This window comes from Actinoplanes sp. DH11 (assembly GCF_020873875.1).
In the GTDB taxonomy this organism is placed as follows: Bacteria; Actinomycetota; Actinomycetes; order Mycobacteriales; family Micromonosporaceae; genus Actinoplanes.
On the sequence record NZ_JAHWGU010000002.1, the window covers coordinates 217,066 to 241,049 of the forward strand.

At 70.7% G+C, this 23,984-nt stretch carries 21 protein-coding genes and 1 riboswitch; of the genes, 6 read left to right on the forward strand and 15 right to left on the reverse strand.

Annotated features, from left to right (window positions below):
- Positions 1-105: 105 nt before the first annotated feature.
- Complete coding sequence (locus tag LPA41_RS04125; protein ID WP_229068425.1) at positions 106-1,164, reverse strand: hypothetical protein; 1,059 nt, start codon at positions 1,162-1,164, stop codon at positions 106-108.
- 402 nt (positions 1,165-1,566) lie between these two features.
- Between LPA41_RS04125 and LPA41_RS04130 the strand changes: the two genes are divergently transcribed.
- Positions 1,567-3,921, forward strand: coding sequence for a ricin-type beta-trefoil lectin domain protein (locus tag LPA41_RS04130; RefSeq protein ID WP_229068426.1), 2,355 nt, complete (start codon positions 1,567-1,569; stop codon positions 3,919-3,921).
- 104 nt (positions 3,922-4,025) lie between these two features.
- On the opposite strand, the gene LPA41_RS04135 is transcribed toward LPA41_RS04130, so the two are convergent.
- On the reverse strand, positions 4,026-4,415 hold the full coding sequence (locus LPA41_RS04135) for a hypothetical protein (protein ID WP_229068427.1): 390 nt from the start codon (positions 4,413-4,415) through the stop codon (positions 4,026-4,028).
- A 303-nt stretch (positions 4,416-4,718) separates the two neighbouring features.
- Between LPA41_RS04135 and LPA41_RS04140 the strand changes: the two genes are divergently transcribed.
- Entirely contained in the window at positions 4,719-6,176 is a 1,458-nt protein-coding gene (locus LPA41_RS04140) for a PepSY domain-containing protein (protein ID WP_229068428.1), read from the forward strand.
- Positions 6,177-6,236: 60 nt separating this feature from the next.
- On the opposite strand, the gene LPA41_RS04145 is transcribed toward LPA41_RS04140, so the two are convergent.
- The 5 genes from LPA41_RS04145 to LPA41_RS04165 form a co-directional block, all read right to left on the reverse strand.
- A complete protein-coding gene (locus LPA41_RS04145) occupies positions 6,237-6,770 on the reverse strand; it encodes a copper resistance CopC family protein (protein ID WP_229068429.1) in 534 nt (177 codons plus the stop codon).
- Positions 6,767-7,981 (reverse strand): Dyp-type peroxidase, encoded by a 1,215-nt coding sequence (locus LPA41_RS04150; protein WP_374238115.1) that lies wholly within the window; start codon positions 7,979-7,981, stop codon positions 6,767-6,769. Before LPA41_RS04150 ends, LPA41_RS04145 begins: the two co-directional genes overlap by 4 nt.
- 17 nt (positions 7,982-7,998) lie before the next feature.
- Positions 7,999-8,592: a copper chaperone PCu(A)C gene (locus LPA41_RS04155; protein ID WP_229068431.1), complete on the reverse strand. Its 594-nt coding sequence runs from the start codon at positions 8,590-8,592 to the stop codon at positions 7,999-8,001.
- Between the two features lie 109 nt (positions 8,593-8,701).
- Positions 8,702-10,273, reverse strand: coding sequence for a molybdopterin-dependent oxidoreductase (locus LPA41_RS04160; protein ID WP_229068432.1), 1,572 nt, complete (start codon positions 10,271-10,273; stop codon positions 8,702-8,704).
- A complete protein-coding gene (locus LPA41_RS04165) occupies positions 10,273-10,914 on the reverse strand; it encodes a fasciclin domain-containing protein (protein WP_229068433.1) in 642 nt (213 codons plus the stop codon). Before LPA41_RS04165 ends, LPA41_RS04160 begins: the two co-directional genes overlap by 1 nt.
- 315 nt (positions 10,915-11,229) lie before the next feature.
- Here LPA41_RS04165 and LPA41_RS42425 point away from each other — a divergent pair, with 315 nt between their 5' ends.
- The gene (locus tag LPA41_RS42425) at positions 11,230-12,546 is read left to right on the forward strand and encodes a SpoIIE family protein phosphatase (RefSeq protein ID WP_308036512.1); all 1,317 of its coding nucleotides are present in this window, start codon (positions 11,230-11,232) and stop codon (positions 12,544-12,546) included.
- Between the two features lie 697 nt (positions 12,547-13,243).
- Here the strand turns inward: LPA41_RS42425 and LPA41_RS04180 are convergent.
- Together LPA41_RS04180 and LPA41_RS04185 are read right to left on the reverse strand one after the other, a co-directional pair.
- Complete coding sequence (locus LPA41_RS04180) at positions 13,244-14,239, reverse strand: ribonucleotide-diphosphate reductase subunit beta (RefSeq protein WP_229068434.1); 996 nt, start codon at positions 14,237-14,239, stop codon at positions 13,244-13,246.
- Complete coding sequence (locus LPA41_RS04185) at positions 14,239-16,662, reverse strand: ribonucleoside-diphosphate reductase subunit alpha (RefSeq protein ID WP_229068435.1); 2,424 nt, start codon at positions 16,660-16,662, stop codon at positions 14,239-14,241. Before LPA41_RS04185 ends, LPA41_RS04180 begins: the two co-directional genes overlap by 1 nt.
- A gap of 133 nt (positions 16,663-16,795) precedes the next feature.
- Positions 16,796-17,014, reverse strand: a riboswitch (cobalamin riboswitch).
- Between the two features lie 226 nt (positions 17,015-17,240).
- Here LPA41_RS04185 and LPA41_RS04190 point away from each other — a divergent pair.
- Positions 17,241-17,396 (forward strand): hypothetical protein, encoded by a 156-nt coding sequence (locus LPA41_RS04190; protein ID WP_109597081.1) that lies wholly within the window; start codon positions 17,241-17,243, stop codon positions 17,394-17,396.
- Between the two features lie 179 nt (positions 17,397-17,575).
- The gene (locus tag LPA41_RS04195) at positions 17,576-18,460 is read left to right on the forward strand and encodes a helix-turn-helix transcriptional regulator (protein ID WP_229068436.1); all 885 of its coding nucleotides are present in this window, start codon (positions 17,576-17,578) and stop codon (positions 18,458-18,460) included.
- 135 nt (positions 18,461-18,595) lie between these two features.
- On the opposite strand, the gene LPA41_RS04200 is transcribed toward LPA41_RS04195, so the two are convergent.
- The 3 genes from LPA41_RS04200 to LPA41_RS04210 form a co-directional block, all read right to left on the reverse strand.
- Positions 18,596-19,261, reverse strand: a complete 666-nt coding sequence (locus LPA41_RS04200) for a phosphoesterase PA-phosphatase (RefSeq protein ID WP_374238110.1) — start codon at positions 19,259-19,261, stop codon at positions 18,596-18,598.
- A gap of 29 nt (positions 19,262-19,290) precedes the next feature.
- A complete protein-coding gene (locus LPA41_RS04205; protein ID WP_229068437.1) occupies positions 19,291-20,085 on the reverse strand; it encodes an SAM-dependent methyltransferase in 795 nt (264 codons plus the stop codon).
- Positions 20,086-20,542: 457 nt separating this feature from the next.
- Complete coding sequence (locus LPA41_RS04210; RefSeq protein ID WP_229068438.1) at positions 20,543-20,920, reverse strand: hypothetical protein; 378 nt, start codon at positions 20,918-20,920, stop codon at positions 20,543-20,545.
- Between the two features lie 19 nt (positions 20,921-20,939).
- Here LPA41_RS04210 and LPA41_RS04215 point away from each other — a divergent pair, with 19 nt between their 5' ends.
- Positions 20,940-21,698, forward strand: coding sequence for an MSCRAMM family adhesin SdrC (locus tag LPA41_RS04215; RefSeq protein ID WP_229068439.1), 759 nt, complete (start codon positions 20,940-20,942; stop codon positions 21,696-21,698).
- A 574-nt stretch (positions 21,699-22,272) separates the two neighbouring features.
- Here LPA41_RS04215 and LPA41_RS04220 read toward each other — a convergent pair.
- The 3 genes from LPA41_RS04220 to LPA41_RS04230 form a co-directional block, all read right to left on the reverse strand.
- Entirely contained in the window at positions 22,273-23,037 is a 765-nt protein-coding gene (locus LPA41_RS04220; RefSeq protein WP_229068440.1) for a hypothetical protein, read from the reverse strand.
- Between the two features lie 47 nt (positions 23,038-23,084).
- The gene (locus LPA41_RS04225; protein ID WP_229068441.1) at positions 23,085-23,276 is read right to left on the reverse strand and encodes a hypothetical protein; all 192 of its coding nucleotides are present in this window, start codon (positions 23,274-23,276) and stop codon (positions 23,085-23,087) included.
- Between the two features lie 178 nt (positions 23,277-23,454).
- Complete coding sequence (locus tag LPA41_RS04230; RefSeq protein ID WP_229068442.1) at positions 23,455-23,961, reverse strand: LURP-one-related/scramblase family protein; 507 nt, start codon at positions 23,959-23,961, stop codon at positions 23,455-23,457.
- Positions 23,962-23,984 lie beyond the last annotated feature (23 nt).

Genomic DNA, 23,984 nt, shown 5'->3' on the forward strand with positions numbered 1-23,984 from the left:
TTCATACGCGTGGCAGGACGACGTGTGGCAGCAGGAAGTGAGGCGGGACGTCGTCAGGCAGCAGAAACCGCGGCGTGACGACGTGTGGCCGCAGCGAGGCGCGGGTCAGGGCCGCATGTCGAGTTCGCCGGCGAGGGCGGTGTCGTACATCTCGGTCCAGTAGGCGGCCTGCTCGGCGGCTGCGTCACCGTGCACTGTCCACTGCTGCACGTTGGTCCCGGCGGTACGCGCGATGGCATCCCAGTTCGGGTTCTCCGCGGCCTCGGCAGCGGCCGCCGCCACCCGCTGCCAGTTCTCGGCCTGCCGGTCCGCGTTCTCCGCGGCGGCATCCCAGGTGTTCATCACCGGCCGGGCCCGGTCGATGACGAGGCGCCACGCGTTCGCCGCGGTGACACGAGCCTGTTCACGCGCCTCGCCGGCAGCGGCCAGAGCGGCCCGGTGGGCAGCCTCGGCCGTGGCCCGCAGGGTCCGCACCTGCTCACGCCAGGCCATGTCCAGGTCGGCACACTGCACCTGCTGAGTGCGCAGGTCCACCGCGGCCGCCGCCGCCCAGTCGTAGGCGAAGAACTCCACCACATCGGCCTCGGTGGCTTCGGCACGCAACGCCAGCCCCGCTGCCGCCCGCACCTGCGGGCCCGGATCGGTGTCCCGCAGGAGCACCACGAACTCACGATCGGCATCCGACAACGCCGCGGCCTGCTCTCCCGCGGTCTCCCGGGCCGTGCGGTCACGCTCCTTCGCCTCGGCATACCCGGTCCGGGCGAACACCTCCAACGCCGCCGCGCCACTGGCCAGCGCGAACTGCGCGGCCGCGTGCACCTCGGGCGCGAACTCGGCGGTGTGCGTCGCCAGCACCCGGCGCGCGAAGTCGGCGTTACGCGCTGCCAGCTGCTCCGAGCGGCTGATCGCGTACGGCAGACCCGACTTCAGGAACCGCGCCACCAGCGCGTCCACCTGATCCGGCTTACCGGCCAACGCGTTCCACGCCGCCGTGCGCACCAGCGACCGATGGTCGTACTTGGCCAGGTAGTAGACGTAAAGACGGTCCACCGCCGCCTGGTCGAACACCGCCGCCCGCACCACGGCCGGCGCGCGCACCGCCGCCTGCGCCGGTGCGACAGCCCCGGCGAGCACGCCCGGCGCCAGCACCAGGGCAGCTGCCATCATCGCTGCGGACCGAGTCCGCACACGCGTATTCAATTTGCACATCCCCCGTTTCAGTGCAACTGCTATTCGCCGGTTTCGTCGACACGATTTTCTTGAGCGCAGGTACACAAAAGCGCGCTCATCGATCCACGTCATCCGAAGCCGCAAGGTTTCTAGCACGCTGCCCGCGCCCGCCACCACCCCGCTCGAAAAGGGCTGGGACCGCAATTTGAAATCGAAGCGAACCTCTGGGGAACTGACGCTCAGATCTTGACGCCCCTGTATTCGCGTGGTTACGGTTCGTCGGCCCGCGCCAGGACGCGGCGACATCCGGCAGCAGTACCGCCGCGCTGCCTCGCGCCCGGCCACCGGCGTTTCGGCACACCTTCACTGACAACGGGGAATGCATTGAACACAGCCATGAGGCGCCCACGTGCCCTGCGTGGGTTGCTCACCGTGACCGCGACCGCCGCTTTGGTGACACTGCTCGGCGGGCCGGCCATCGCCGCTCCTGCACCTGCTCCGGTGACGCCGACCTCGGTGGCACCCACGCCGGCCACCGGCGCCAAGGCCCGGGCCCAAGCCGCCACGATCTCACCCGCCGACGCCGCCGCGCCGATGACCGCCACGTCCGCCGAGGCGCTGGCCGAGGACGACGGCCTGCCCACCGACGAGGCCCAGAAGGTCAGAGCCGCCCGCGAGATCAGCATCGAACCCGGCGAGGACTGGCTCAACCAGACCGACCGCAACTTCGTCTTCAAGATCTGGCAGCACTCGGCCGCGTACCCGATGATCCGCGACGCCGCCGAACTCGCGCTGTCGGCAAGCGCCGAGACCATCGAGACTGTTTGCAAGGAGTTCATCCTCCAGGGCATCTTCGACGCCAAGGTCGCCGACGACACCAAGAAACTCAGCGACGAGACCGCCGCCCGCCAGGCACGCGACCTCAAGCGCGCCGCCTACGCCGCCGCGCGGATCACCGTGGACACCGACGGGCAGATGCTGGTCCTGCCTGAACGCGACGTCGTCTACGAGATCTGGAAGAAAGCCACCGGCGCCCGGGTCAAGGCTGCGGCCCTGGCCGCGTTCGACGGCGACGCCGCCGCCCACCACGCGTTCCTGTCCACCGGCGTGAAGACCGCCGCCGAACACGACGTCCAGGACGCGATCGCCGCCGCCGAGGCCGCCGGCGTCGCCGAACAGGCCCGGGTGGCCCGCGAAGGAGCCATGCGCGCCGCCGCCGCGGTGCTGGGCATCGTGGCCGACGCCGGCAAACTCGCCATGACTGACGACAACTTCATCCGCTGGATCTGGGAACAGGTCGACACCAACCCCCGCCGCATCGAGGTCAGCGACGCCGCCGAACGCGCCCTGCGCAGCAGCGAAAAGCCGGTCTGGCGCGCCTTCATCGACACCGGCATCCACATCGCCGACAGAGCCGACCGCGACCGCCTGCTGGCCGAGAGCGAAGCCGCCGACCGCCGGGCCATCGAAAGCCTGCGCACCAAGGCCGCCGCCGACGGCAACGACAACCTCGTCACCGCCGCCACCCAGGCCCTGCTGCGCAAGGCCGACGGCGTCAGCGAATACCTGCGCATCGGCCAGTACCAGGTCGCGCCGGACGCCGCCAACCGGCCCAGCGCCAAACCCTGGCAGTGGAGCAACCTCAACTCCGGCAAGTGCCTGGCCGCCGAAGGTGAGTCCGTCACCAACGGCAAAGCCCTGGTGCAGGCCAACTGCGCCGACAGCGAGAAGCAGCGCTGGATCGCCATGCGCGTCTACAACACCGGCGGCCGCTACCGCATCATCAACGCGTGGGACCGCACCAAGTGCGTCGAACTGGCGGACAGCACCCCCGCCAACAACGTCAAGTTCGTCCTGGGCACCTGCGACAACGGGGCCGACCAGAACTTCTACTACACCAAGCAGGGCGACAACTACCTGTGGATCAGTGAGCTGACCAGCCGGGCGATCACCGTTCTGAACGCCGGCAAGGACGCCGGCACCGGCACCGTCACCGCCGACGTCACCAACACCACCAGCCAGCAGTGGTACGCCACCAACACCAAGCTGGTGGCCGGCGCGGAACTCGCCGAGGCCAAAGTCCTGCAGTCCAACTTCGGGCACACCGCCCGGCTGCAGGGCGACGGCAACCTGGTGATCTCCAAGGGCCCCAAGGCGGTCTGGGCCACCGGCACCACCAACGGCGTCCGCCTGGTCAACCAGCGCGACGGCAACCTGGTGCTCTACCGCGCCGACGGTGCCGCCGTCTGGTCCTCCAAGACCTACGGCAACGGACCCAGCACCCTGTACATGCAGACCGACGGCAACGTGGTCCTCTACCGCAACGACACCGGCAAGCCTGTCTGGTCCTCCGGCGTCTGGGACACCGCGATCGTCAGCAACCTGCACAACAAGTGCATCACCGTGCCGAACTCGACCTTCGACGGCGGCGTGCAACTCGTGGTGTCCACCTGCAACGGCAGCACCGCCCAGCAGTGGATGTCGAAGGACGGGTATCTCAGCCTGAACAACAAGTGCATGGACCTCAACGGCGGCAAGAAGGACAACGGTACGGCGATCCAGCTCTGGACCTGCCACGGTGGCCCTTCGCAGGAGTTCGTTTTCTACACCGACGGCACGCTGCGGAATCCGCTGTCCGGTAAATGCATCGACATTCCGAACAGCAACCGCGCCGACGGCGTGAAGCTGGCAATCTGGACCTGCAGCACCGGCGTCAACCAGAAATGGCGCACCGAGCAGACGTACAACTGATCCAGCATTACCGCAGATCCAGCATTGCCGCAGCCGGCCGCCGCGCGATTTCGCGCGGCGGCCGGTTTTTCGCACGGGATTTCTTGGCTTTCCGTGCGCCTTCCTTACCCCGCGGGCGCGGCCCCGCCCGGACCGGGAGTGCCGCCGATGCGGAGCCAGCCGCCCTCCGGGGTGCGCACCTCCAACCCCGCCACCGCCGCGTCCGGGTCGTCGCCGGCCCGGACGAAGCGCACGTCGGGGCAGCCCTCGACCACCGGTTGCCAGCCGGCGCCCGGGTCGCGCACCGCGTGCCGCCGGCAGTGTGTCTCGTCCACGTATCCCCAGGCCAGCAGCACCTCCTGGCCCTGGTAGGAGTATCGGCCCACGGACGCGATCCGGTCGCCGTCGGTGCGGCGGTAGAAGTCGGCGCGCAGGCCGGGCACCGGGGTGCCCTCGAAGTCCGCGTCGGGTGTCGAGCGGTGCGGGACGTAATCGGTGAGGTCAGGCAGAGACACCGTTGTTCCTTGTCAGCCGGATGGGCGGGTCGGCACCGCGTCCGGTGCCCCGGTGATCAGTCGTCGCGGCGGGGCGATCGGTTCCCGCCGGCCACGAACGGGTGATCACCAGATTCCGGACTCATCGACGGGCGTCATCTCGCGCTGGGAAAGGCCTGGGAACTTTCGTGCGCCGTGCGGCGACTACCGGGTGACCTCGCAACGCGGCGGGGTCACCCCGACTCCCGGGTTTCCCGGCGCGTCGACAGCACTTTCCGGATGCCGGCGCACCCCGAGCGCCGCCGACACCCCCGAGGACAGCCGATGGCCGTGAGCCCCCAGGTCGACACACCCGTCACCAGTGACGCGACGACGCAGCGCCACGGCGCCGGCGGCCGGAGTTTCGGCCCCCTGCTGCTGCGCCTGCACTTCTACGCCGGCATCCTGGTCGCGCCGTTCATCCTGATCGCGGCGACGACCGGCCTGATGTTCACCATGGCGCCGACCCTGGACAAGGTCGTCTACGGCGACGAACTGGTGGTGGCCGACGCGGGCGGCGCGACGGTGCCGGTGTCCCAGCAGATCACGGCGGCCCGGGCCACCCACCCCGAAGGATCTTTGACCGGGGTACGGGTCGGCGAAGGCCAAGCCACCACCCAGGTCGACTTCACCTCGCCGGGGCTGCCCGAGGAGCACGTGCACACCGTGTACGTCGACCCGTACACCGGCGCGGTGACCGGTCAGCTGGAGACCTGGGCGACCGCGACCCCGCTGAACACGTGGCTCGACCAGTTCCACCGCGACCTGCACCTCGGCACGACCGGCGAGCTGTACTCGGAGTTCGCCGCCAGCTGGCTGTGGGTGGTCGCCCTCGGCGGGGTGGCGCTGTGGTGGCGGCGGCAGCGCGGGAACCGTACCGCCCGCCGTCTTCTCGCCCCCGACCTGGCCGCCCGCAAGGGCGTGCGGCGGACCCGGAGCTGGCACGGCGCCCTGGGTCTCTGGATCACCGCCGGTCTGCTGGTCCTCTCCGCGACCGGTCTGACCTGGTCCGGTCATGCCGGCGCCAACTTCAGCAGCGCCGTCGACGCGCTCAAGGGCAGCCGGCCCTCCGTCACCACCGCACTGACCGCCGCGCCCGGCACCGCGACCGGCGGGCACCACAGCGAACCCGGGGCCACGGGTGACCAGCCCGTCGACCCGGCAGCCGCCGACACCGTCCTGGCGGGTGCGCGCCGGGACGGGCTGGACGGACCGGTTCAGATCACCCCGCCGGCCGACGCCGCGAGCGCGTGGACGGTCACCCAGAACGACAACCTCTGGCCGGTACGCCTGGACAGTGTCGCCGTCGACCCCACCGGCACGGTCACCGACCGCGTCGACTTCACCGACTGGCCGTTCCTGGCGAAGCTCACGTCCTGGGGCATCAACGCGCACATGGGCCTGCTGTTCGGCGTCGCCAACCAGATCCTGCTGGCCCTGCTGGCGATCGGCCTGATCACCGTGATCATCTGGGGCTACCGCATGTGGTGGCAGCGCCGCCCCACCCGCGCCGGCCGCCACGCTCCCGCCGGGGCGCCGCCCGCCCGCCGCGCCTGGCAGCAGCTTCCGTCCTGGGGCATCGTCGTCGGGGTGCCGGTCGTCTTCGCCGTCGGCTGGGCGCTGCCGCTGCTCGGCATCTCGCTGCTGGCCTTCCTGGCGTTCGACCTGATCGCCGGCGCGGTCCGCGGCAACGGACGGAACCAGCCGGAGGTGCCGGTCTCCCCCGCCCCCGCCGGCAGCTGATCGGCACGCGACTGCCCGGTTCCCGCTGCGGGGACCGGGCAGTGCGTGGATCCCGCTGGCCTACGCTCCGGCGGTGCTCCTGCGCCGGCGACCGAAAATGAGCAGGCCGGCGGCGCCGACGAAGAGCAGTACGCCGGCGGCCGCCACCCCGATCAGCACCCCGCCGGAGACTGCCGGCGACGTGTCCGGCGCGGCGGCGGCGGACTGCTGCGGCGCGACGGCGGCGGGCAGCTCCGGGTCGGCGAGCGTGAAGGTGTACGAGCCCTGGACGGTGTGCCCGTCGACCGACACCACCCGGTACGCGACCGTGTGGATGCCGTTGGCCAGTTCCCCGGTGGGCGTGAGCGTGCCACGCGCGTTCTCCACCGTGACGTCAGCGGCCGGCACCCGCCGCATCGCCGCGTCGCTGAGTACGACCGTGGTGAAGTCCGGGTTCAGGCGTTCGCTGAACTCCAGCGTGACGGTCGCCGGCGCCGCGGTCAGCGTGCTGCCCTCGGCCGGGTCGGAGGAGACGAGCCGGGCGTGCGCCCAGGCCGGCGTGCCCGGTGCCAGCACCAGCAGCGCCGCCGTCAGGGCGACCAGCAGCCGCCTCATGCCAGCACCTGCTCGCCGATCCAGCCGCCCTCGGCGCAACCGGGCGGGATCGCGAAGACGGCCGAGCCGATCGGGGTGATCCATTCGTTCAGCAGGTCCTTGTCGGCGAGGCGTTGCTGGATGGGCACGTACTGCTCGGCGATGTCACGCTGGTAGGCGGCGAAGATCAGCCCGGTGTCCGGCACCCCGGTCGCGTCCGGCACGCCGTCGTAGTTGTACGGCCGGCGCAGGATCTTCATCCTCGGGTCCTCGACGCGCGCCCGGGTGACGTGCGAGAAGTCCGGCATCTTCGGCAGGCCGAACTCGTCGAGCGCGGCGAAGTCGGGCCGGTCGTGCTCGGCGGCGCCGCTCAGCGGGGCACCGGACCCCATCCGGCGGCCGACCGCGTTCTCCTTGTCCGTGACGGACAGCTTGTCCCAGGTCTCCATCTCGGCCCGTACCCGGCGCACCACGAGCGTGCTGGAGCCGTCCGGGTTCCACACCGCCGGATCGATCTCGGTGCCGCGGGGGTTCGCCGTGCCGTCGAGCTGGCCCATCACGTTGCGCTGGGTGTGCTCGGGCGCGTGCACGCCGGGACTGCGCCGGAAGCCCAGCTGCACCCATCGCACCGCGGCGAACGGGCGCGCATCCTTGATCATCATGCGCTGGGTGTGCGCGACAGTCAGCGGGTCGTCGGCGCAGATCTGCAACAGCAGATCACCGCCCGACCAGCGGTCCTGCAGCCGGTCGATCCGGAACCTCGGCAGGTCGGCGACCGGGGACGGCAATCCGGCCGCCCGGTAGAGGCCGGGACCGAAGCCGAACGTGACGGTCAGCCGGGCCGGCAGCACGGCCAGCGTCGCGTCGGTGTCACCGAGCGCGGGCACCCCCTGGGTGAGGCGGGTCGCGTCGTCGGTGAGCAGCCGCATCATCCGGACCAGGGCGCGCCGGTCGGTGCCGGCGGCCAGGGTGAACGCCACGAACGAGGCGTGCGCCGGCGGGTCCTCGGCCACGCCGGCCTGCCGGGGACCGTGGAACGCGACGGTGGCCGTACCGATGCCCGCAGCACCTGCCCCCGCAGCAGCGGACCTGATGCCGGCGTCAGAGCCTGCGTTGGCGGCAGCGGACCGGAGGCCGGCGTCGGCACCCGCGGTGGCGGGCCGGATCGCGGCACCGGCGACCACGCCGAGGCCGGTGGCCGCCCCGCCGGTGAGCAGACGCCGCCTGCTCACCGGGGAAGACGAGTCCGTCACGGCGCCATGCTGCCCATCGGCATGCCCGACGGCGCCATCTCCATGCCGTGGCCGGGCGCGTAGCTCTCCTCCGCACCGGCGAACGGCTTGGCGATCGCGGTGAACGGCACGGCCGAGCCGTCGGACAGCTTCAACGTGAACGACACCTCGTCGCCCGCCTCGATCGCCTGCGCCGGCTTCATCAGCATCAGATGGTCACCGCCGGGCGCCAGTTCGTGGCTGCCACCGGCCTTCACCGTGAAGCCGCCCGCCTTCTCCCGCATGACCATCTTGCCGTCCTGCATGGCCATCTCGTGCAGCTCCAGGGGCGAGGCCGGCGACTCGGCGCCGGTCACCGTGACGTCGGCGCCCGTACCGTTGGTGATCGTGCCGAAGGCCGCCGTCATCACACCGGCCTTGCTCGCCTTGACCCACGGGTCCTTGATCGTCAGCGTCGCGGCGGCGGGTGGCGCCGCGGCGGGCTCGGTACCGCTGCCCGTGGCCGCGTCGCTGCTGCCGCATCCGGCCAGCACGCCGGTGGTCAGGACGCCGGCCAGGGCCACCGACACGGCGGTCCGGCGCCGGGAACCGGAAGAGAGGCTGAATCGCATGATGCCCATTTCGTAGCAGGGGTGTCTGTCCGTTGGTCCACGTTCGGGCCTCGGAAGTTCCCGGCGATCTGGAGATCACTGTCGGTGACGCGAGCCGGCCCGTGCGGTCTCAGCCCACCGTGACGGTGATCGTGTGCCACCCGGTCGCGCCGTCGGGGTACGGCCTGGCCCGGGCCTCGGGCTGCTCGGCACCGGACCGGTCCGTGGCGCGTACCGCGATCGAGTGCGGGCCCGCCTTCGCGTCCCACGTGTGACGCCACTGCACCCAGGTGTCGACCGACGCGGTGGGCAGCAGTTCGGCCCGGGTCCAGGCGCCGCCGTCGACGCTCACCTCGACCGCGGCGATGCCCCGGCGCTGGGCCCAGGCGACCCCGGCCACGGTCACCGGCCCCACCGGCGTACGGGCGAACGGCCGGGGCCGGTCGATGCGGGACGCGGTCTTGACCGTGCCGTCCGCCGACCAGCCGCGCTCGACCCAGTACGCGTCGAACCGGTCGAACGTGGTGATCTCCAGCTCGGTGATCCACTTGCAGGCGCCGGCGTAGCCGTACAACCCCGGGGTCAGCATCCGGACCGGAAAGCCGTGCTCGAGCGGGAGCGGCTCGCCGTTCATGCCGACGGCCAGCATGGTGTCGCGGCCGTCCAAGGCGGTCCGGATCGGGGTGCCGATCGTCATGCCCTCGACCGAGCGGGCGACGATCTGATCGGCGCCGGCCCGGATTCCCGCCTCCCGCAGCAGTGCCGCCAGCGGCACGCCCAACCACCGGGCGGTGCCGATGTACGGGCCACCGACCTCGTTGGACACACAGTTGAGGGTGATGTCGCGCTCGATCAGCGGACGCTGGAGCAGATCGTTCAGGGACAGCTCGAGCTCCCGGTCGACCATGCCGTGGATCCGCAGCCGCCAGGCCGCCGGATCGACCCGGGGCACGGTCAGGGCGGTGTCGACCCGGTAGAAGCCGTCGTTCGCGGTCATGAAACCGGGGCCGGCACCGGGCGGCAGCTGCGGGGCCGGGTCCGCCGCGGCGGGCAACCGGACCTCGTCGCGGTTCCGGCTCGCCGCGGTGCGGTCACGGCCGGCGAGGGTCAGGGCGGCGGCCTCCGCCGCGGTGGCACCGGCAGCGAGCAGACCCAGACGCAGGACGAGGCGGCGGCTCTCCCGCGGTACGCCGGGCGCGGTCACCGTGCCGGCCGGCCGATGCAGCCACCACAGGGTCAGGCCGGCGACGGTGGCGCCGAGCAGTGACGGGAGCGCGTCGGCCGGGACCGACGCGGGCCGGGACAGGGCGGCGGCCGCGCCGATCGCGCCCATCAGCAGCGCCCCGGCCACCGAGGCGACGCGCCACGTGGCGGCGGCCGCCCCGGTCCCGGTGGCCACGCCGGTCCCGGCGGCCACGCCCGTCCCGGCGGCCACGCCCGTCCCGGCGGCCACGCCCGTCCCGGCAGCCACGAGTGCGAGGACCAGGGCGACACCGGCCAGCAGCGCCGGTTTGTCGTTGCTGCCGAGTTCGCGTACCGCGAAGTCCTTCACCGCCGCAGGCGTCGCGTCGATGACCGCCGCACCCACCGCCACCAGGGGACCGGCCGCCGGCCGGGTCACGGCCGCGGTGAGTTCCGCGACCGCGACGCCGGTGGCCGCCGCGACGATGCCGGAGACCGCTCCGCGGAGTTTGCGGCCCATCAGCTCTTCGGCATCAGGACGGAGTCGACGATGTAGACGTTGGCGTTGGCGGTCTGCACATTGCCGCACACGACCGAGGCCGACCCACCGACCGTGAAGTCCTCGCCGCTGCCGCTGACCGTCAGTTCTTCGCCCTGCAAGGTCTTGTGCGGGCCGGCCAGATCGGACGGGGTCAGCTTGCCCGGCACCACGTGGTAGGTGAGCACGCTGGTCAGCGTTTTCTGGTCGGCGAGAACCTTGTCCAGGTCGGCCTTCGGAATCTTGCCGAAGGCGTCGTTGGTCGGTGCGAACACGGTGATGCCGTCGGCGGAGTTGAGCGAATCCACCAGACCGGCCTTCTTGACCGCGGTGACCAGGGTCGACAGCAACGGGTTGCCGGATGCGGCCGTCGCCACCGGCACCTGGGCCATCGCCTCGAAACTGCCCTTGTTCGACGGGTCGGCCGGCACCGACGCACAGCCCGCGCCGAAGTTGACCATCGAGTCGGCAGCCATGCTGGGTGCGGCGCTGGGTGCCGCCGAGGTCATCGCCGGCATCGTGGGCTCGGCGGCGGCCTGGTCTTCCGACTCGCTGCCGCACGCCGTCAGCGAGAACGCGAAGACGGTGGCCGCGGCCAGGACGGTGAATTTCGGTGCACGCATTTTCTTGTTCCTTCTGCAGTGGGGGACCTTCACCCCTGATTCGGCGCGGGCCGCGCGGCGGATTGGTGGGACCGTGGATCTTTCTCGCACCGGCCACCGTGCGGACCGGCTTCGAGTGCCGCCGAGCGGCGTGGCGGATCGGCTCGGAGCGACACCACAAGTCAGCATCAAGCCACGACCCGCCCTGTCGTACGCTGCACGTACGCGTCACAATGACCCCATGCCGGATGCCAGGGAACGTCAGCGTGCCAGGGCACCGGGGAGGTCGCCGCGCGAGGCGAGCTGTCCGCATCCACGGCGAAGCGGCGCCGCCCGGTGACCGTTTCGGCGGATCTGCCCGCGCCGATCTTCGATGCCGGCCGGCTGGCCGCCGTGCGGCGAACCGGCCTGCTGGACACCGGACCGGACGAGGCGTTCGACCGGCTCACCCGGCTCGCCGCGACCCTGCTCGGCACCCCGTTCACGTTCGTCACGATCGTCGACGACACCCGGTCGTTCTGGAAGAGTTCCACCGGCACCGGGCCCGCCGACCGGCAGCACACCCTGCAACAGTCGTTCTGCCGGTACGTGGTCGGCTCCGGCGCCGAACTGATCGTCCCGGACACGCTCGCCGATCCGCGTACCGCAAGCAATCCGTCGATCGAGCAGATGGGTGTCGCCGCCTGGGCCGGTTTCCCGGTGCGCTCCCCCGACGGGCACATCCTGGGCACCTTCTGCGCCGTGGACACCACGCCGCGGCAGTGGACCCCGCACGACATCGCCGTGCTGGAAACCCTGGCACAGGCCGCCGCCGGCGAGATCGCGCTCCGGGCCGCCGTCGCCGACGCCGAAGCCGCGACCGCCCGCGCCCGAGCCGCCACGCTGGAGGCCGAACACGCCACCGCCCGCGCCGAGGACCTGGCCGAGACGTTGCAGCAGAGCCTGCTGCCACCACAACTCCCGGTGATCCCGGGCGTCGAGGTCGCCGTGCGGTACAGGCGGGCCACCGCCGGCCGGGCCGACGTCTACGGCGACTTCTACGACGTCTTCCCCTCCGTCCGCGACACCTGGGCGGTCGTGGTCGGCGACGTCGCCGGCAAAGGCCCGCAGGCGGCGAAAGTGACAGCCCTGGCCCGGTACACGCTGCGTGCCGCCGCCGCCCGATCCACCATCCCCAGCGCCAACCTGGCCGCGCTCAACGCCGCGCTGCTCGACTGGTACACCGACGACAGGCGCTTCCTCACCGCCGTCTACGCGAGCCTGCGCCCGCACCCCGCCGGCATCAGCGTGCGGGTCAGCTGCGCGGGCCACGACGCCGCCCTGCTCCGGCGCGCCGACGGCCGCATCCGGACCCTGGGCCGGCACGGACTTGTGCTCGGCTGGCGGCCCCAACCCACCCTGCGCGACCAGCGTACGGTCCTGCGTCCCGGCGACAGCCTGGTCCTGTTCACCGACGGCATCACCGAGGGCCGCCGCGCCGACACCCGCGAACTGTTCGGCCCCGAACGTCTCCACCAGGTCGTCGCCACCACCGACGCACAATCCGCCGGGCACCTGGCCGCCGCCGTCGACGACGCCGTCACCACCTTCACCGGCGGCCACCTCAGCGACGACACGGCCGTCCTGGTCCTGCACATCCCGGCCGAGCCCTGACGGCCCCGCACCTCACGCGCGGCCTCACACCGCCGGGCCGATCACCCGGTCCAGACCTCTTCCTTGCCGCTTGCCCGGTCGCCCGCTTGCCCCCTTGCCCCCTCGCCCGCTTGCCCGCTTGCCCGCTTGCACCCTTGCCCCCTCGCCCGCTCGCCCGCTCCGCTGATCAAATCCGGCTGACACCCACGGTCGCTGGAAGCGCTCCCCCACAGCCACCAGTGACAGCCCACCAAACCGGCTGACACCCACGGCTGCCCGCAAGCGCTTCCACAACCACCACTGACAGCCGAGCGAACCCAACTGACCCACGGCCGCCGCCGAGCAGTCACCGCAACCACCACCGCCAGCTGATCAAATCCGGCTGACACCCACGGTCACTGAAAGCGCTCCCCCACAGCCACCAGTGACAGCCCACCAAACCGGCTGACACCCACGGCTGCCCGCAAGCGCTTCCACAACCACCACCGGTGACAGCTGTCCAACCGGCTGACACCCACGGTCGCTGGAATCGACGCACCCGCCGGATGATCACCGGCCGCCACATCCTGGTTCGCGCCCGGCCGCGAATCGGCGCGCGCGGGGTGCGAATCGGCGCGCGCGGGGTGCGAATCGGCGCGCGCGGGGTGCGAATCGGCGCGCACTGGGAGGCTTGGCGTCGGTGGGCGCCCCGGGAGCTGGGCTCCCGGGGCGGTGCGGATCAGAAGTCGTCGTCGAAGCTGACGGTTCCGGTCACTCCTACCTGGTAGGCGGAGACGCGGCGTTCGAAGAAGTTGGAGAGTTCCTGCACGTCCTGCAGTTCCATGAAGGCGAACGGGTTCTTGCTGCCGTACATGGGCTGGATGCCCAGGGCCATCAGCCGGCGGTCGGCCACGTGCTGGAGGTATTCGCGCATGTCGCCGAGGGACATGCCGGAGACGCCCTGTTCCAGCAGGTCCTCGGCGAACTGGACCTCGCACTCGACGGCTTCGGCGAGCATGTCGCGGACCTGCTGCTCCATGGTGGCGTCGAACAGGTCGGGTTCCTCGGCGCGGACCTGGTCGACGACGTCGAACGCGAACGCCATGTGCATGCTCTCGTCACGGAACACCCAGTTGGTGCCGGACGCGAGACCTTGCAGGACACCGCGCGAGCGCAGGAAGTAGACGTACGCGAACGCGCCGTAGAAGAACAGGCCTTCGATGCAGGCGGCGAAGCAGATGACGTTGAGCAGGAACGCCCGCCGGTCCTCCTTGGTGCGCAGCTCCCGCATCTCGAAGATGGAGTCGATCCACTTGAAGCAGAACTCGGCCTTGCGCGCGATCGACGGGATGTTGTCGACGGCGGCGAACGCGGCCGCGCGTTCGGCTTCGTCGGGCACGTAGGTGTCCAGCAGGTTCAGGTAGAACTGGACGTGTACGGCCTCCTCGAACAGCTGCCGGGAGAGGTAGAGCCGGCCCTCCGGGGAGTTGACGTGCTGGTAGAGGTTGAGCACCAGGTTGTTCGCCACGATCGTGTCGCCGGTGGCGAAGAACGCGACGAGCCGCGACACCAGGTGCTGCTCGGCGGGGCTGAGTTTGGCCAGGTCGGCGAGGTCGCCGTGCAGGTCGACCTCCTCGACGGTCCAGGTGTTCTTGATGGCGTCCTTGAAGCGGTCGAAGAAGTGCGGGTACTTCATCGGCCGCAGGGTCAGGTCCATTCCGGGGTCGAGCAGCATTACTGGCAGGCCTCACACGATTCGGGGTTTTCCAGGGAGCAGAGTTCGGCCTCGGTCAGCGCCGGGATCAGCGCGACGGGGGCGGCGACGACGGATGCCGCCGGAGCGGGCGCGGCCGGCGCGGCGACCGAGACGGTCGCCTGCTGGATGCGCGTGGCGGGACGCGACCGCAGGTAGTAGCTGGTCTTGAGACCGGCCTTCCAGGCGTACAGGTACATCGAGGACAGTTTGTTGATGGTCGGCGCCGCCATGAACAGGTTCAGCGACTGTGACTGGTCGATGAACGGGGCGCGGGCGGCGGCCAGCTCGATCAGCGCCTTCTGCGGGAGTTCCCATGCGGTACGGAACAACTCGCGCACGTCGGCCGGCAGCTCGGCGATGCCCTGCACCGAACCTTCGGCCCGCTTGATCTGCTCGCGGACGGCGGCCGTCCACAGGCCGCGGGACTTGAGTTCCCGTACCAGATAGGTGTTGATCTGGAGGAACTCGCCGGACATGGTCTCGCGCTTGAACAGGTTGCTGACCTGCGGCTCGATGCACTCGTAGCAGCCGGCGATGGACGCGATCGTCGCCGTCGGCGCGATCGCGATCAGCAGCGAGTTGCGCAGGCCGTGCTCGGCGACGGCGGCACGCAGCGCGTCCCAGCGACCGGTCTGCGTCAGCGTGGCACCCCACAGGTCCGGGTGCAGGTCGCCCTTGGCGGCGCGGGTCTCCGGGTACGCCGGGTGCGGGCCGAACTCCTGAGCCAGGGCGACCGACGACTCCAGCGCGGTCAGGAAGATCTCCTCCTGGACCCGGGTCGACAGTTCCTTGGCCTCGGCCGAGTCGAACGGCAGCCCCAGCACGAAGAACGCGTCCTGCAGACCCATCAGGCCCAGGCCGACCGGGCGCCAGCGCGGGTTCGACGCGGCGGCCTGCTGCGACGGGTAGTAGTTGATGTCGATGACGCGGTCCAGGTAGACGACCGCGGTACGGACGGTCTCGCGCAGCTTCTCCCAGTCGACCCCGCCGGCCGTGGTGTGCGCGCCCAGGTTGATCGAGCCGAGGTTGCAGACGGCGGTCTCGTCGTCGTTGTTGACCTCGAGGATCTCGGTGCACAGGTTCGACAGGTGGATGGTGTTGCCGGGCGCGCCGGTTTGGTTGGACAGCGCGTTGGAGCGGTCCTTGAACGTCATCCAGCCGTTACCGGTCTGTGCCAGCGTGCGCATCATCCGGCCGTACAGGTCACGCGCCTTGACGGTTTTGACCGCCTTCTTTTCGGCGATCCGGTACGCCTCGGTGAACTCGTCGCCGAACAGGTCCGGCAGCTCGGGCGCGTCCGACGGGTCGATCAGTGACCAGTCCTCGTCGGCCTCGACCCGGCGCATGAACTCGTCCGGGATCCAGTTCGCCAGGTTCAGGTTGTGCGTCCGGCGGGACTCCTCGCCGGTGTTGTCGCGCAGCTCCAGGAACTCCTCGACGTCCGGGTGCCACGGCTCGAGGTAGACGCAGGCCGCACCCTTGCGCCGGCCGCCCTGGTTGACCGCGGCCACGCCGGCGTCGAGGGTCTTCAGGAACGGCACGATGCCGTTCGACCGGCCGTTGGTGCCGCGGATCAGCGCACCCCGGCCGCGCACCCGCGACCAGGCGATGCCGATGCCGCCGGAGAACTTCGACAGCTTCGCGACCTGGTGGTACCGCTCGTAGATCGAGTCCAGTTCGTCCTTCGGCGAGTCGACCAGGAAGCACGAGGACATCTGGGTGTGCCGGGTGCCGGAGTTGAAGAGCGTCGGCGAGCTGGGCAGGTACGCCAGCGACGACATGAGGCGGTAGAAGCCGATCGCTTCGCTCGCGTCCTTCGACAGGCCGCACGCCACCCGCAGCAGCCAGTACTGCGGCGTCTCGACGACGACGCGGTCCTGCGGGTGACGCAGCAGGTAGCGGTCGGCGACGGTACGCAGTCCGAAGTACTCGAACCGCAGGTCACCGGCGGTGTCGATGGCATCGTCGAGCTCGCGGGCGTTACCGGCGACGAAGGCGGCCGTCTCGTCGCCGATCAGGCCGAGGCCGTGCGCGTACCGGATCGAGTCGCTGAAGCTGGTGACGCCCTGGACGCGGACCTCGTTGTCGACGTACGCGGCGAGCAGCCGGGCGGCGAGCTTGGAGTACTGCGGTTCCTCACCGATAAGTTCGGCGGCCGTCTGGATCGACAGCTTGTCCAGCTCCGCGGTGGTGGCGCCGTCGTAGAGACCGCTGATGGTCTTGGTCGCGACGCGCAGCGGGTCCACCTCGTCCAGGTCGGACACCCACAGCTCCACCGCCCGCACGATCTTGTTGACGTCGACCGGCTCCAGGTCGCCGTTGCGCTTGCGGACCTGCATCGCGTGCCGGCGCTGCTCCGGCACCACGTTCCCGGTCACCGGCGGATCCTGTGTCGCTGTCATCTACCCGTCCCCCTCTGTCACGTCCACTCGACTGGCCCGTCGGACGCGCAGGAGAACGCCGCCGCCGCCCACGACGGGGCTGCGGCTGATGGCGTCGGCCGTCCCACGCGGCCTTCGACCGCCGCACACCGGTGGTGGTGTGCGGCGCACTGGCAGGTCTTCGGACTCGCGGGCACGGCCTGGTACAGGCCACCTACTGGCCGTCGCTTCCCAGGCCCGGGAGGGCCCAGTGCTTCCTGACGGCTGTCGTTCCCACTCACCGCTGCGGGGCAGTCCCGGTTTTGCACCGGGTTCCCTGTTGCCTCGGACATCCCCTGACGGGCATGGCCGAACCAGCTGCGGGAGACACCATATATGGGCGGCCGTCCTGGGACCTACCCAACATGGTGTGTCGAACTCGTCAGTCTTCCGTGATCACCCCACCGGGTGGGCGGACCGTCGCCGCGGCGCCGCATGCGGCTCCGGAAAACCCGAGATCCTTTCGTTACGGGGTCACCCATCAAAGCCGATTGGTATTTCGATGCGTTGGGTACAGGTGGTTCGGCGGGAGATGCCCGCCGACGAAACGGAGCAAAGTCATGCTGGTTCTTGGACTCATTCTTCTGCTGCTGGGCATCTTCCTGAAGGTGTCGATCCTGTACACGATCGGCATCATCCTCCTGGTGATCGGCGCTGTGCTCTGGATCCTCGGCGCTGTCGGCCGCCCGGTCGGTGGTCGAAAAGTCTGGTTCTGATTCCTGCCTTCTGGCATGGCGAAAAAGGGCAGCCCACTTTCGAGCGGGCGGCCCTTTCGCATGTCCGCAGCCTTTTCCGATGTCCGCGGCGAATTCCGGGCGCGGCGAGAACCGCATCGGGCGAAGCGCGTACTGGTAGGGCATCCCAGCCGGGTCCGCCGCGTCGTACCGTCGGAAGGGTGAACAACCGAGTCGAAGTACGCGATTTCCTCACCTCGCGTCGCGCCAAGGTCACCCCTGAGCAGGCCGGGATCCCGGCCGCCGGGCAGCGACGCGTCCCCGGGCTGCGCCGCAGCGAAGTCGCCGCGCTCGCCGGGATGAGCGTCGAGTACTACGCGAAGCTGGAACGCGGCGCCCTGGCCGGGGTGTCGGCCGGTGTGCTCGAGGCGATCGCCCGCGCCCTGCAACTCGACGACGCCGAACGCGCCCACCTGATGCGGCTCGCGCAGGAGGCCAACGGCAGCAGCGCGCTGCTGCGGCCGAGCCGGCGGCCGAAGCAGTGGGCGGTGCGGCCGAACCTGCAGTGGTCGCTGGACGCCGTCACCGCTCCGGCGATCGTGGTGAACCAGCGGCAGGACCTGCTCGCGGCGAACCTGCTGGGCCGGGCGATGTACAGCGACGTCTACGCCGACCCGGCCCGGGTGCCGAACTTCGGCAGGTTCACGTTCCTGGACAGCGCGGCACGCCGGTTCTACCCGGACTGGGACCTGGCGGCCGACATGACGGTGGCGAACCTGCGCACCGCGGCCGGCGTGGACCCGCACAACAAGGACCTGCACGACCTCGTCGGCGAGCTGTCCACCCGCAGCGACGAGTTCCGGCGCCGCTGGGGCTCGCACAACGTGCGCATCCACGGCACCGGGGTCAAGACCTTCCACCACCAGGCCGTCGGCGACCTCGAACTCCACTACGAGAGCATGGGGCTGATCGCCGAGCCGGGACTCGTCCTGACGGTCTACTCCGCCGAGCCCTCCTCGCCGACCGCGCAGGCACTGGCCCTGCTCGCGTCGTGGGCGGCCACCACCACCGAGGGCGACCGCAGCCCGGCACACCATCTCGGGTGAGCCGGGCGGGCCGCGATCCGAGTCAGCACTACCGGGTCAGCACTACCGGGTCGGCCGAGATCCGGTCAGCGCCACCGGGCCGGCCGAGATCCGGTAAAGCGCCCGCCGGGCCCGCCGGGTGCCGCCCCCGGTCGCTCAGCCGGCCAGCAGCGGGAACAGCAGGCCGGTGGCGGCGGCGCCCACCAGACTGCCCGCCACGACCTGAGCCGTCGTGTGCTCGCCGAGTCGCACGCGCGCCCAGCCCACCGCGACGGCCACCGGCACGGTGACCAGCAGCGCCGGGCCGAAGACGACGCAGAGCGCGACAGCGGTTCCGGCGGCGACCAGGGCGTGGATCGAGATCCCCCAGTGCAGCAGCAGGGTGATCGGCACGGCGACCAGCAGCGAGGCCAGCATCGCGGCGATCAGGGCGAGCAGTTGCCGCGGCGCGCCGGCCAGCGCGAGCGCTACCGTGCCGCCGGCCGTCGACAGCAGGACGATCAATAACGGCCAGCGGCGCTGGGAGTGCACGATGACGTGCTTGTCGGTCCAGCGGCCGCGGCGGACACCGCGGACGATGTAGAACATCGGCAGCACACTGGTGGCCGTCACCGCGATCAGGACCATGGTGATCGCCTGGGACAGCGACTCCGCGGAGGTCGCGGCGACGGCAAGCAGCAGGGCGGCGACCACGTACCCCGGTGAGAAGATCTCGGCCAGCGCCCGCGCCACTCGCCGGGCCACTGGACCGCCCGGGGCCTTCGGGCTCGGGCTTCCCGCGATGGTCACGGCTGGTGAGCTGGAGTTCTGTGCGTCGTTCACGGCTTGCGGGCTGGGGTTTCGCGCGCTGGTCAAGGTTTGCGGGCCACGGCCCCGTACGCGTCGAGCCATTCCGCCTCGCCGTCGGGACGCCATCCGGGGATCTGGACCAGGCCCGGCTCGATCATCGTCAGCCCGTCGAAGAGGCTGCCGATCTCGTCGGGGCTGCGCAGGATGTAGGGCACGCCGCCGCTCTGGGCCAGCCGCTCCGCGCCCTGCACCACGGCCGGTGTGGTGTTCGTGCCGTCCCACAGCACCAGATAGCTGCCCGAAGACGTCGCCGCCATCACCCGGTCCACGATGGACGCGGCCTGTGCGAGGTCCGGCTCGTACCCCAGCACCCCCATGAACATCACGGCGACCGGCTTGTCGAAATCGAGCACCGTCGCGGCCTCGGACACGATCAGCTCCGGGTCGTGGTAGTCGGCGGCCACGTGAATGACGCGGCCCTCGCCGGCCTGCTGCGCCATCAGGGCACGGGCGTGCACGAGGACGAGCGGATCGTTGTCGACGTAGACGATCCGGGACGCGGGGTCCACGCCTTGGGCGACCTCGTGGGTGTTCTCCATGGTGGGCAGCCCGGTGCCGATGTCGAGGAACTGCCGGATGCCGGCCTCGGCGGCGAGGTGACGCACGGCCCGGATGAGAAATCGACGGGACTGCTGCGCCATGAGCACGATCTCGGGATAGACCTGGGCGACGGCGTCACCGGCGGCCCGGTCGGCGGCGAAGTTGTCCTTGCCGCCCATCCAGTAGTTCCAGATGCGCGCCGCGTGCGGCACGTGCGGCTGGAGCTGGGCGGAGATCTCGTCGTCCGTGAGAGCCATTCGCACGTTGTACGCCGATGCCCTGCCGATGCGCAAGTATCGATGACTTTCATACCTGCCCCGCCCGGCTCGAACGCTGGCGCCGGGTGACATGATCCAGTCGGCATGCGTGTAATGACTGATTTGTCGGATATGGCGTTAGCCTCGGGGAGTTCCGCTCAGCTCCGTTTCTCCGACCAGTTCCGTTCCTCCGACCCAGCTCCGTTTTCTCCGACCCAGCTCCGTTTTCTCCGACCCAGTTCTGTTTCTCCGACCCAGTTCCGCTCTTCCGACTCAAGGAGGTCGACCGGATGCGCAGGATCGTCGCCGTCGCGGGGGTCACCGTCATCACGTCGCTGCTGCCGACCCCGTCTGCCCGAGCCGACACGCCCAGCCCCGCCGCACCCAGCCCCACCGCGCCCCGGCCCACCGCGCCCCAGCCCACCGCCAGCGGGTCACCCGACGACGGCCCGGACGCCTACGTGCTGCGGATCCTCGACCCGCAGGGATCGCCGGTCACCACCGCACCCGGCAAGCCGGCGGTCACCGCGTCCGGGCAGCCCTCCAGCAAGCCCGCGCCCGCCGTCAGCAAACCCGCGCCCGCTGTCAGCAAGCCCAGCGGCAGCCGGCCATCCCCCACTGTTAGTAAGCCCGGCAGCCGACCTTCGCCCACCGTAAGTACGCCCAGCAACCGACCTTCGCCCACCGTAAGTACGCCCAGCAACCGACCTTCGCCCACCGTAAGTACGCCCAGCAACCGACCTTCGCCTACCGGGAGTACTCCCAGCAGCCGCCCGTCGGCCTCCATCGCCAGCACGCCCAGCGCGCGACCGACGCCGCCTGCGAGCGACCCCACCAGCCGACCCTCGTCCACTGTGGGCAGGCCCACCGGCCAGCCGGCATCGACCAAGCCCAGCAGCCGGCCGTCGCCCACCGCGAGCGCACCCGTCAGCAGCCGGCCCGCGCCCACCGGCAGCCGGCCCAGCGACGCCGAGCCGAACCACAACAACGGTCCTGACCACGACAACCGTCCTGACCACAACGCCGGCCCGGACCACGACAACAAACCGCACCACAACGCCGGCCCGAACCACCACGCCGGCCCCGACCACAACGCCAAGCCCGACCACAACAGCAAGCCACACCACAGCGCCAAGCCGAGCCACAGCAATGAGCCGGACCACGACGCCAAGCCGCACCACACCGCCAAGCCGGACCACAACAACAAGCCGGACCACAACGCCAAGCCCCACCACAACCCCAAGCCCCACCACAACAGCAAGCCGCACCACAACGCCGGCCCGGACCACAGCAACGAGCCGGATCACAACGCCAAGCCGCACCACAGCGGGCCGGGAACCAAGACCCACACCGCCACGGACGACAAGGCGCACAAGGACCGGCCGAAGCCGCACCGGAACCAGCCGGACCGGAACCAGCGGCCCGACGGCCAGGCATTGGTCATCGGGGATCCGTCCACCGGGATCGTGGTGATCTACGACGGCGAGCAGTTCAACGTGCATCACCCCCTGGGGTCGGTATCTCGCGTCGCGCCGCGCATCTCCTGCCGCTCGGCGTTGTCGTGCACGTTCATCCAGCACGACGGGCCCGGGTTCCTGAACCTGTTCCCCTGATCGATCACCACTGGCGCGGGTCCGCCCGCGTCCGCCTCGCACGCCGGTCCCGGAACGCAGCAACGTCCGGGACCGGCCGGGCGGGCACGAATCGCGACGCGGCGGGTGTCCCTATGGTTTCGTCAAGCAGGCAGCCTGGGCTCTTCTGCCCGATTTGCGCTGGCGGAAAGTTGCGGAGCACACGCGCGTTGGATGTTGATGCGGCGCCGGGCGAGGCGGCGTGTTGTTGCTTGCCCTCGGCTCTGGCGCCATCCCTGGACAAGTGACCGCGGTCGGTTGGGTCGGGTCCGCGGGGCGGTGTTGATCTGCTAGCGGTGCGAAATCGCGGTTTTGACCCCTTGATCACAGCGATTTCGTAGCGCTAGCAGATCCACATCTCGCCATGAGCGGCGCGATCGGCGCCACTGGGGCCCGGACCCGGGGGCGGGGGCCCGGACCACAGGCGGCAGGGCCCGGACGGGACACGAAAGAGCAGCTCGCAGTCTATTTCGGCGACATGAATATCGTCTGCGGCAGGGATTACCAGATCACCGTCCGGGACGAGTGACCGGTCGCCGCGGCGGTCCGGCAGCCGTCACGCCGTCTGCTGCACCCAGCTGCGGCCGCGGGCCGGGGCCGCCGTAGTGGCGTGGCGTGGCAGGTCGCGGCGCAGCGCGGTGGCCTGTGCCATGGCCTCGGTGGCCGCGCGGCGCAGGCTGTCGCGGGTCGCCACGGCGAGCTGGGCGTCGTGCCAGGCGGTCTGCTCCGCGGCCTGGGCGCTGAGGCAGAGCTCCTGCCGGTGGGCGGCGACGGCGCGCTGCACGGCGAGTTCCTGCTCGACCGGGTGCCGGCCGGCGTCGAAGCCGAGGCTGGTGAGCGCGTCGGCGGGCAGGTCGCCGCGGGCGACGGCGGCGTGCACCGTGCGGTGCAGGAAGCGCTCGCGGTCGGCGTACTCGGACGGGGTGCGCGGGCTCCAGGCGGGCCGGAAGGCGGCGGCCGCGCGCAGCCGGGTCACCTGCCGCTCCGCGTCCTGCCACTGCTGCCACGCCCGGGTGGCGTGGTCGTCGGCGTGCTGCCAGGTCTCGTGCCAGCGTTGCGCGGCGAGCACCGCGCGGTCGGCGGCCACGGCGACCTCGCCGGCGTAGCGGACGGCGGCGACGGCCTCGTTCTGCCGGCGTTCCCGCGCCTCGTGGTGCCGGCGCAGGAACCCGAAGGTGTTCAGGGCCGCCCGGTGCGGGTCGCGGATCGCCTGCGGGCTGGCCAGCATCAGCAGCGCCGGCAGCGACAGCAGCATCAGCACGATCCAGATGGCGACCGGGGCGACCGGCGCTTCCAGGAACATCTCCGCCACAACGTTCATGATTGACAAAACTCCCCTGCTACAGGATCCACGCGAGCGAGAAACGGTCAGGCGTGGAGTGCGGGCGGAGCGCGGGAGGTGTCGGCGGCCGGGACCCGGCGGCCCGGCGACCCGAGGTGTGCGTCGGTGGCCGGGACAGTCACCACGGGCTCGGCGGCGGCGACCGGCCGTCCACTGTGCCGGACCGGCGTGGTGAGCAGGATTGCCACGGCACGCAGCAGCGTGAGCAAAAGAGACACGGAACGGCGGAGCATGGCTCGCGTCGCATCCGTGATCATGCGATTACCGTACCCAGGAATCGCCCGTTCCCTCCATCCGCCACGCTGACGCTTCCGGCTGGTCAGGCCGCGAGTCCGGACGCCGCGCCCACCGGCCGGCGTCCGGCGGTCGACGCGGCCGGCAACGGGCGGCGGCCGTTCAGTCGTTCTTGCCGGGCCCCTTCTTGTCCGCCTCCCGGTCCAGTGCCAGGTCCAGCGCGAGCACACTGCCGATGATCAGCAGGGGGTCGACGCCGGGGATGACCTTCACCGCGTACGTGTCGCGGACCGTCAGCCAGCGCTTGGAGACCGACGCGACCTCGGCGCCGCCCTGCTCGATCACGTACTCGTGGTCCAGCAGGTCACCCTTCATCTCCAGGTCGTCCGGGCCGGGCACGTCGATGGTGAACTTGTCGCGGAACGGCGTGAACAGCTTCTTGCGGACCTCGGCGGCCTTCTCGCCGCCGACCTGGATCTCGTACGTGGGCCGCAGCGCGACGAGCTGGCGGTGCACCGACGCGACCTCGTTGCCCGCCGGGTCCTCGATGACGACCTTGCCCCGGACGCTGAACACCTTGCCGTCGACGTGGTAGACCTTCGTGCCGTGCTCGTCCAGCACGTCGAAGTCGTCACCGATCGAGAAGAACCGTTCCCTGATCACAAACATGCGGTGATTGTCCGCCATCACCC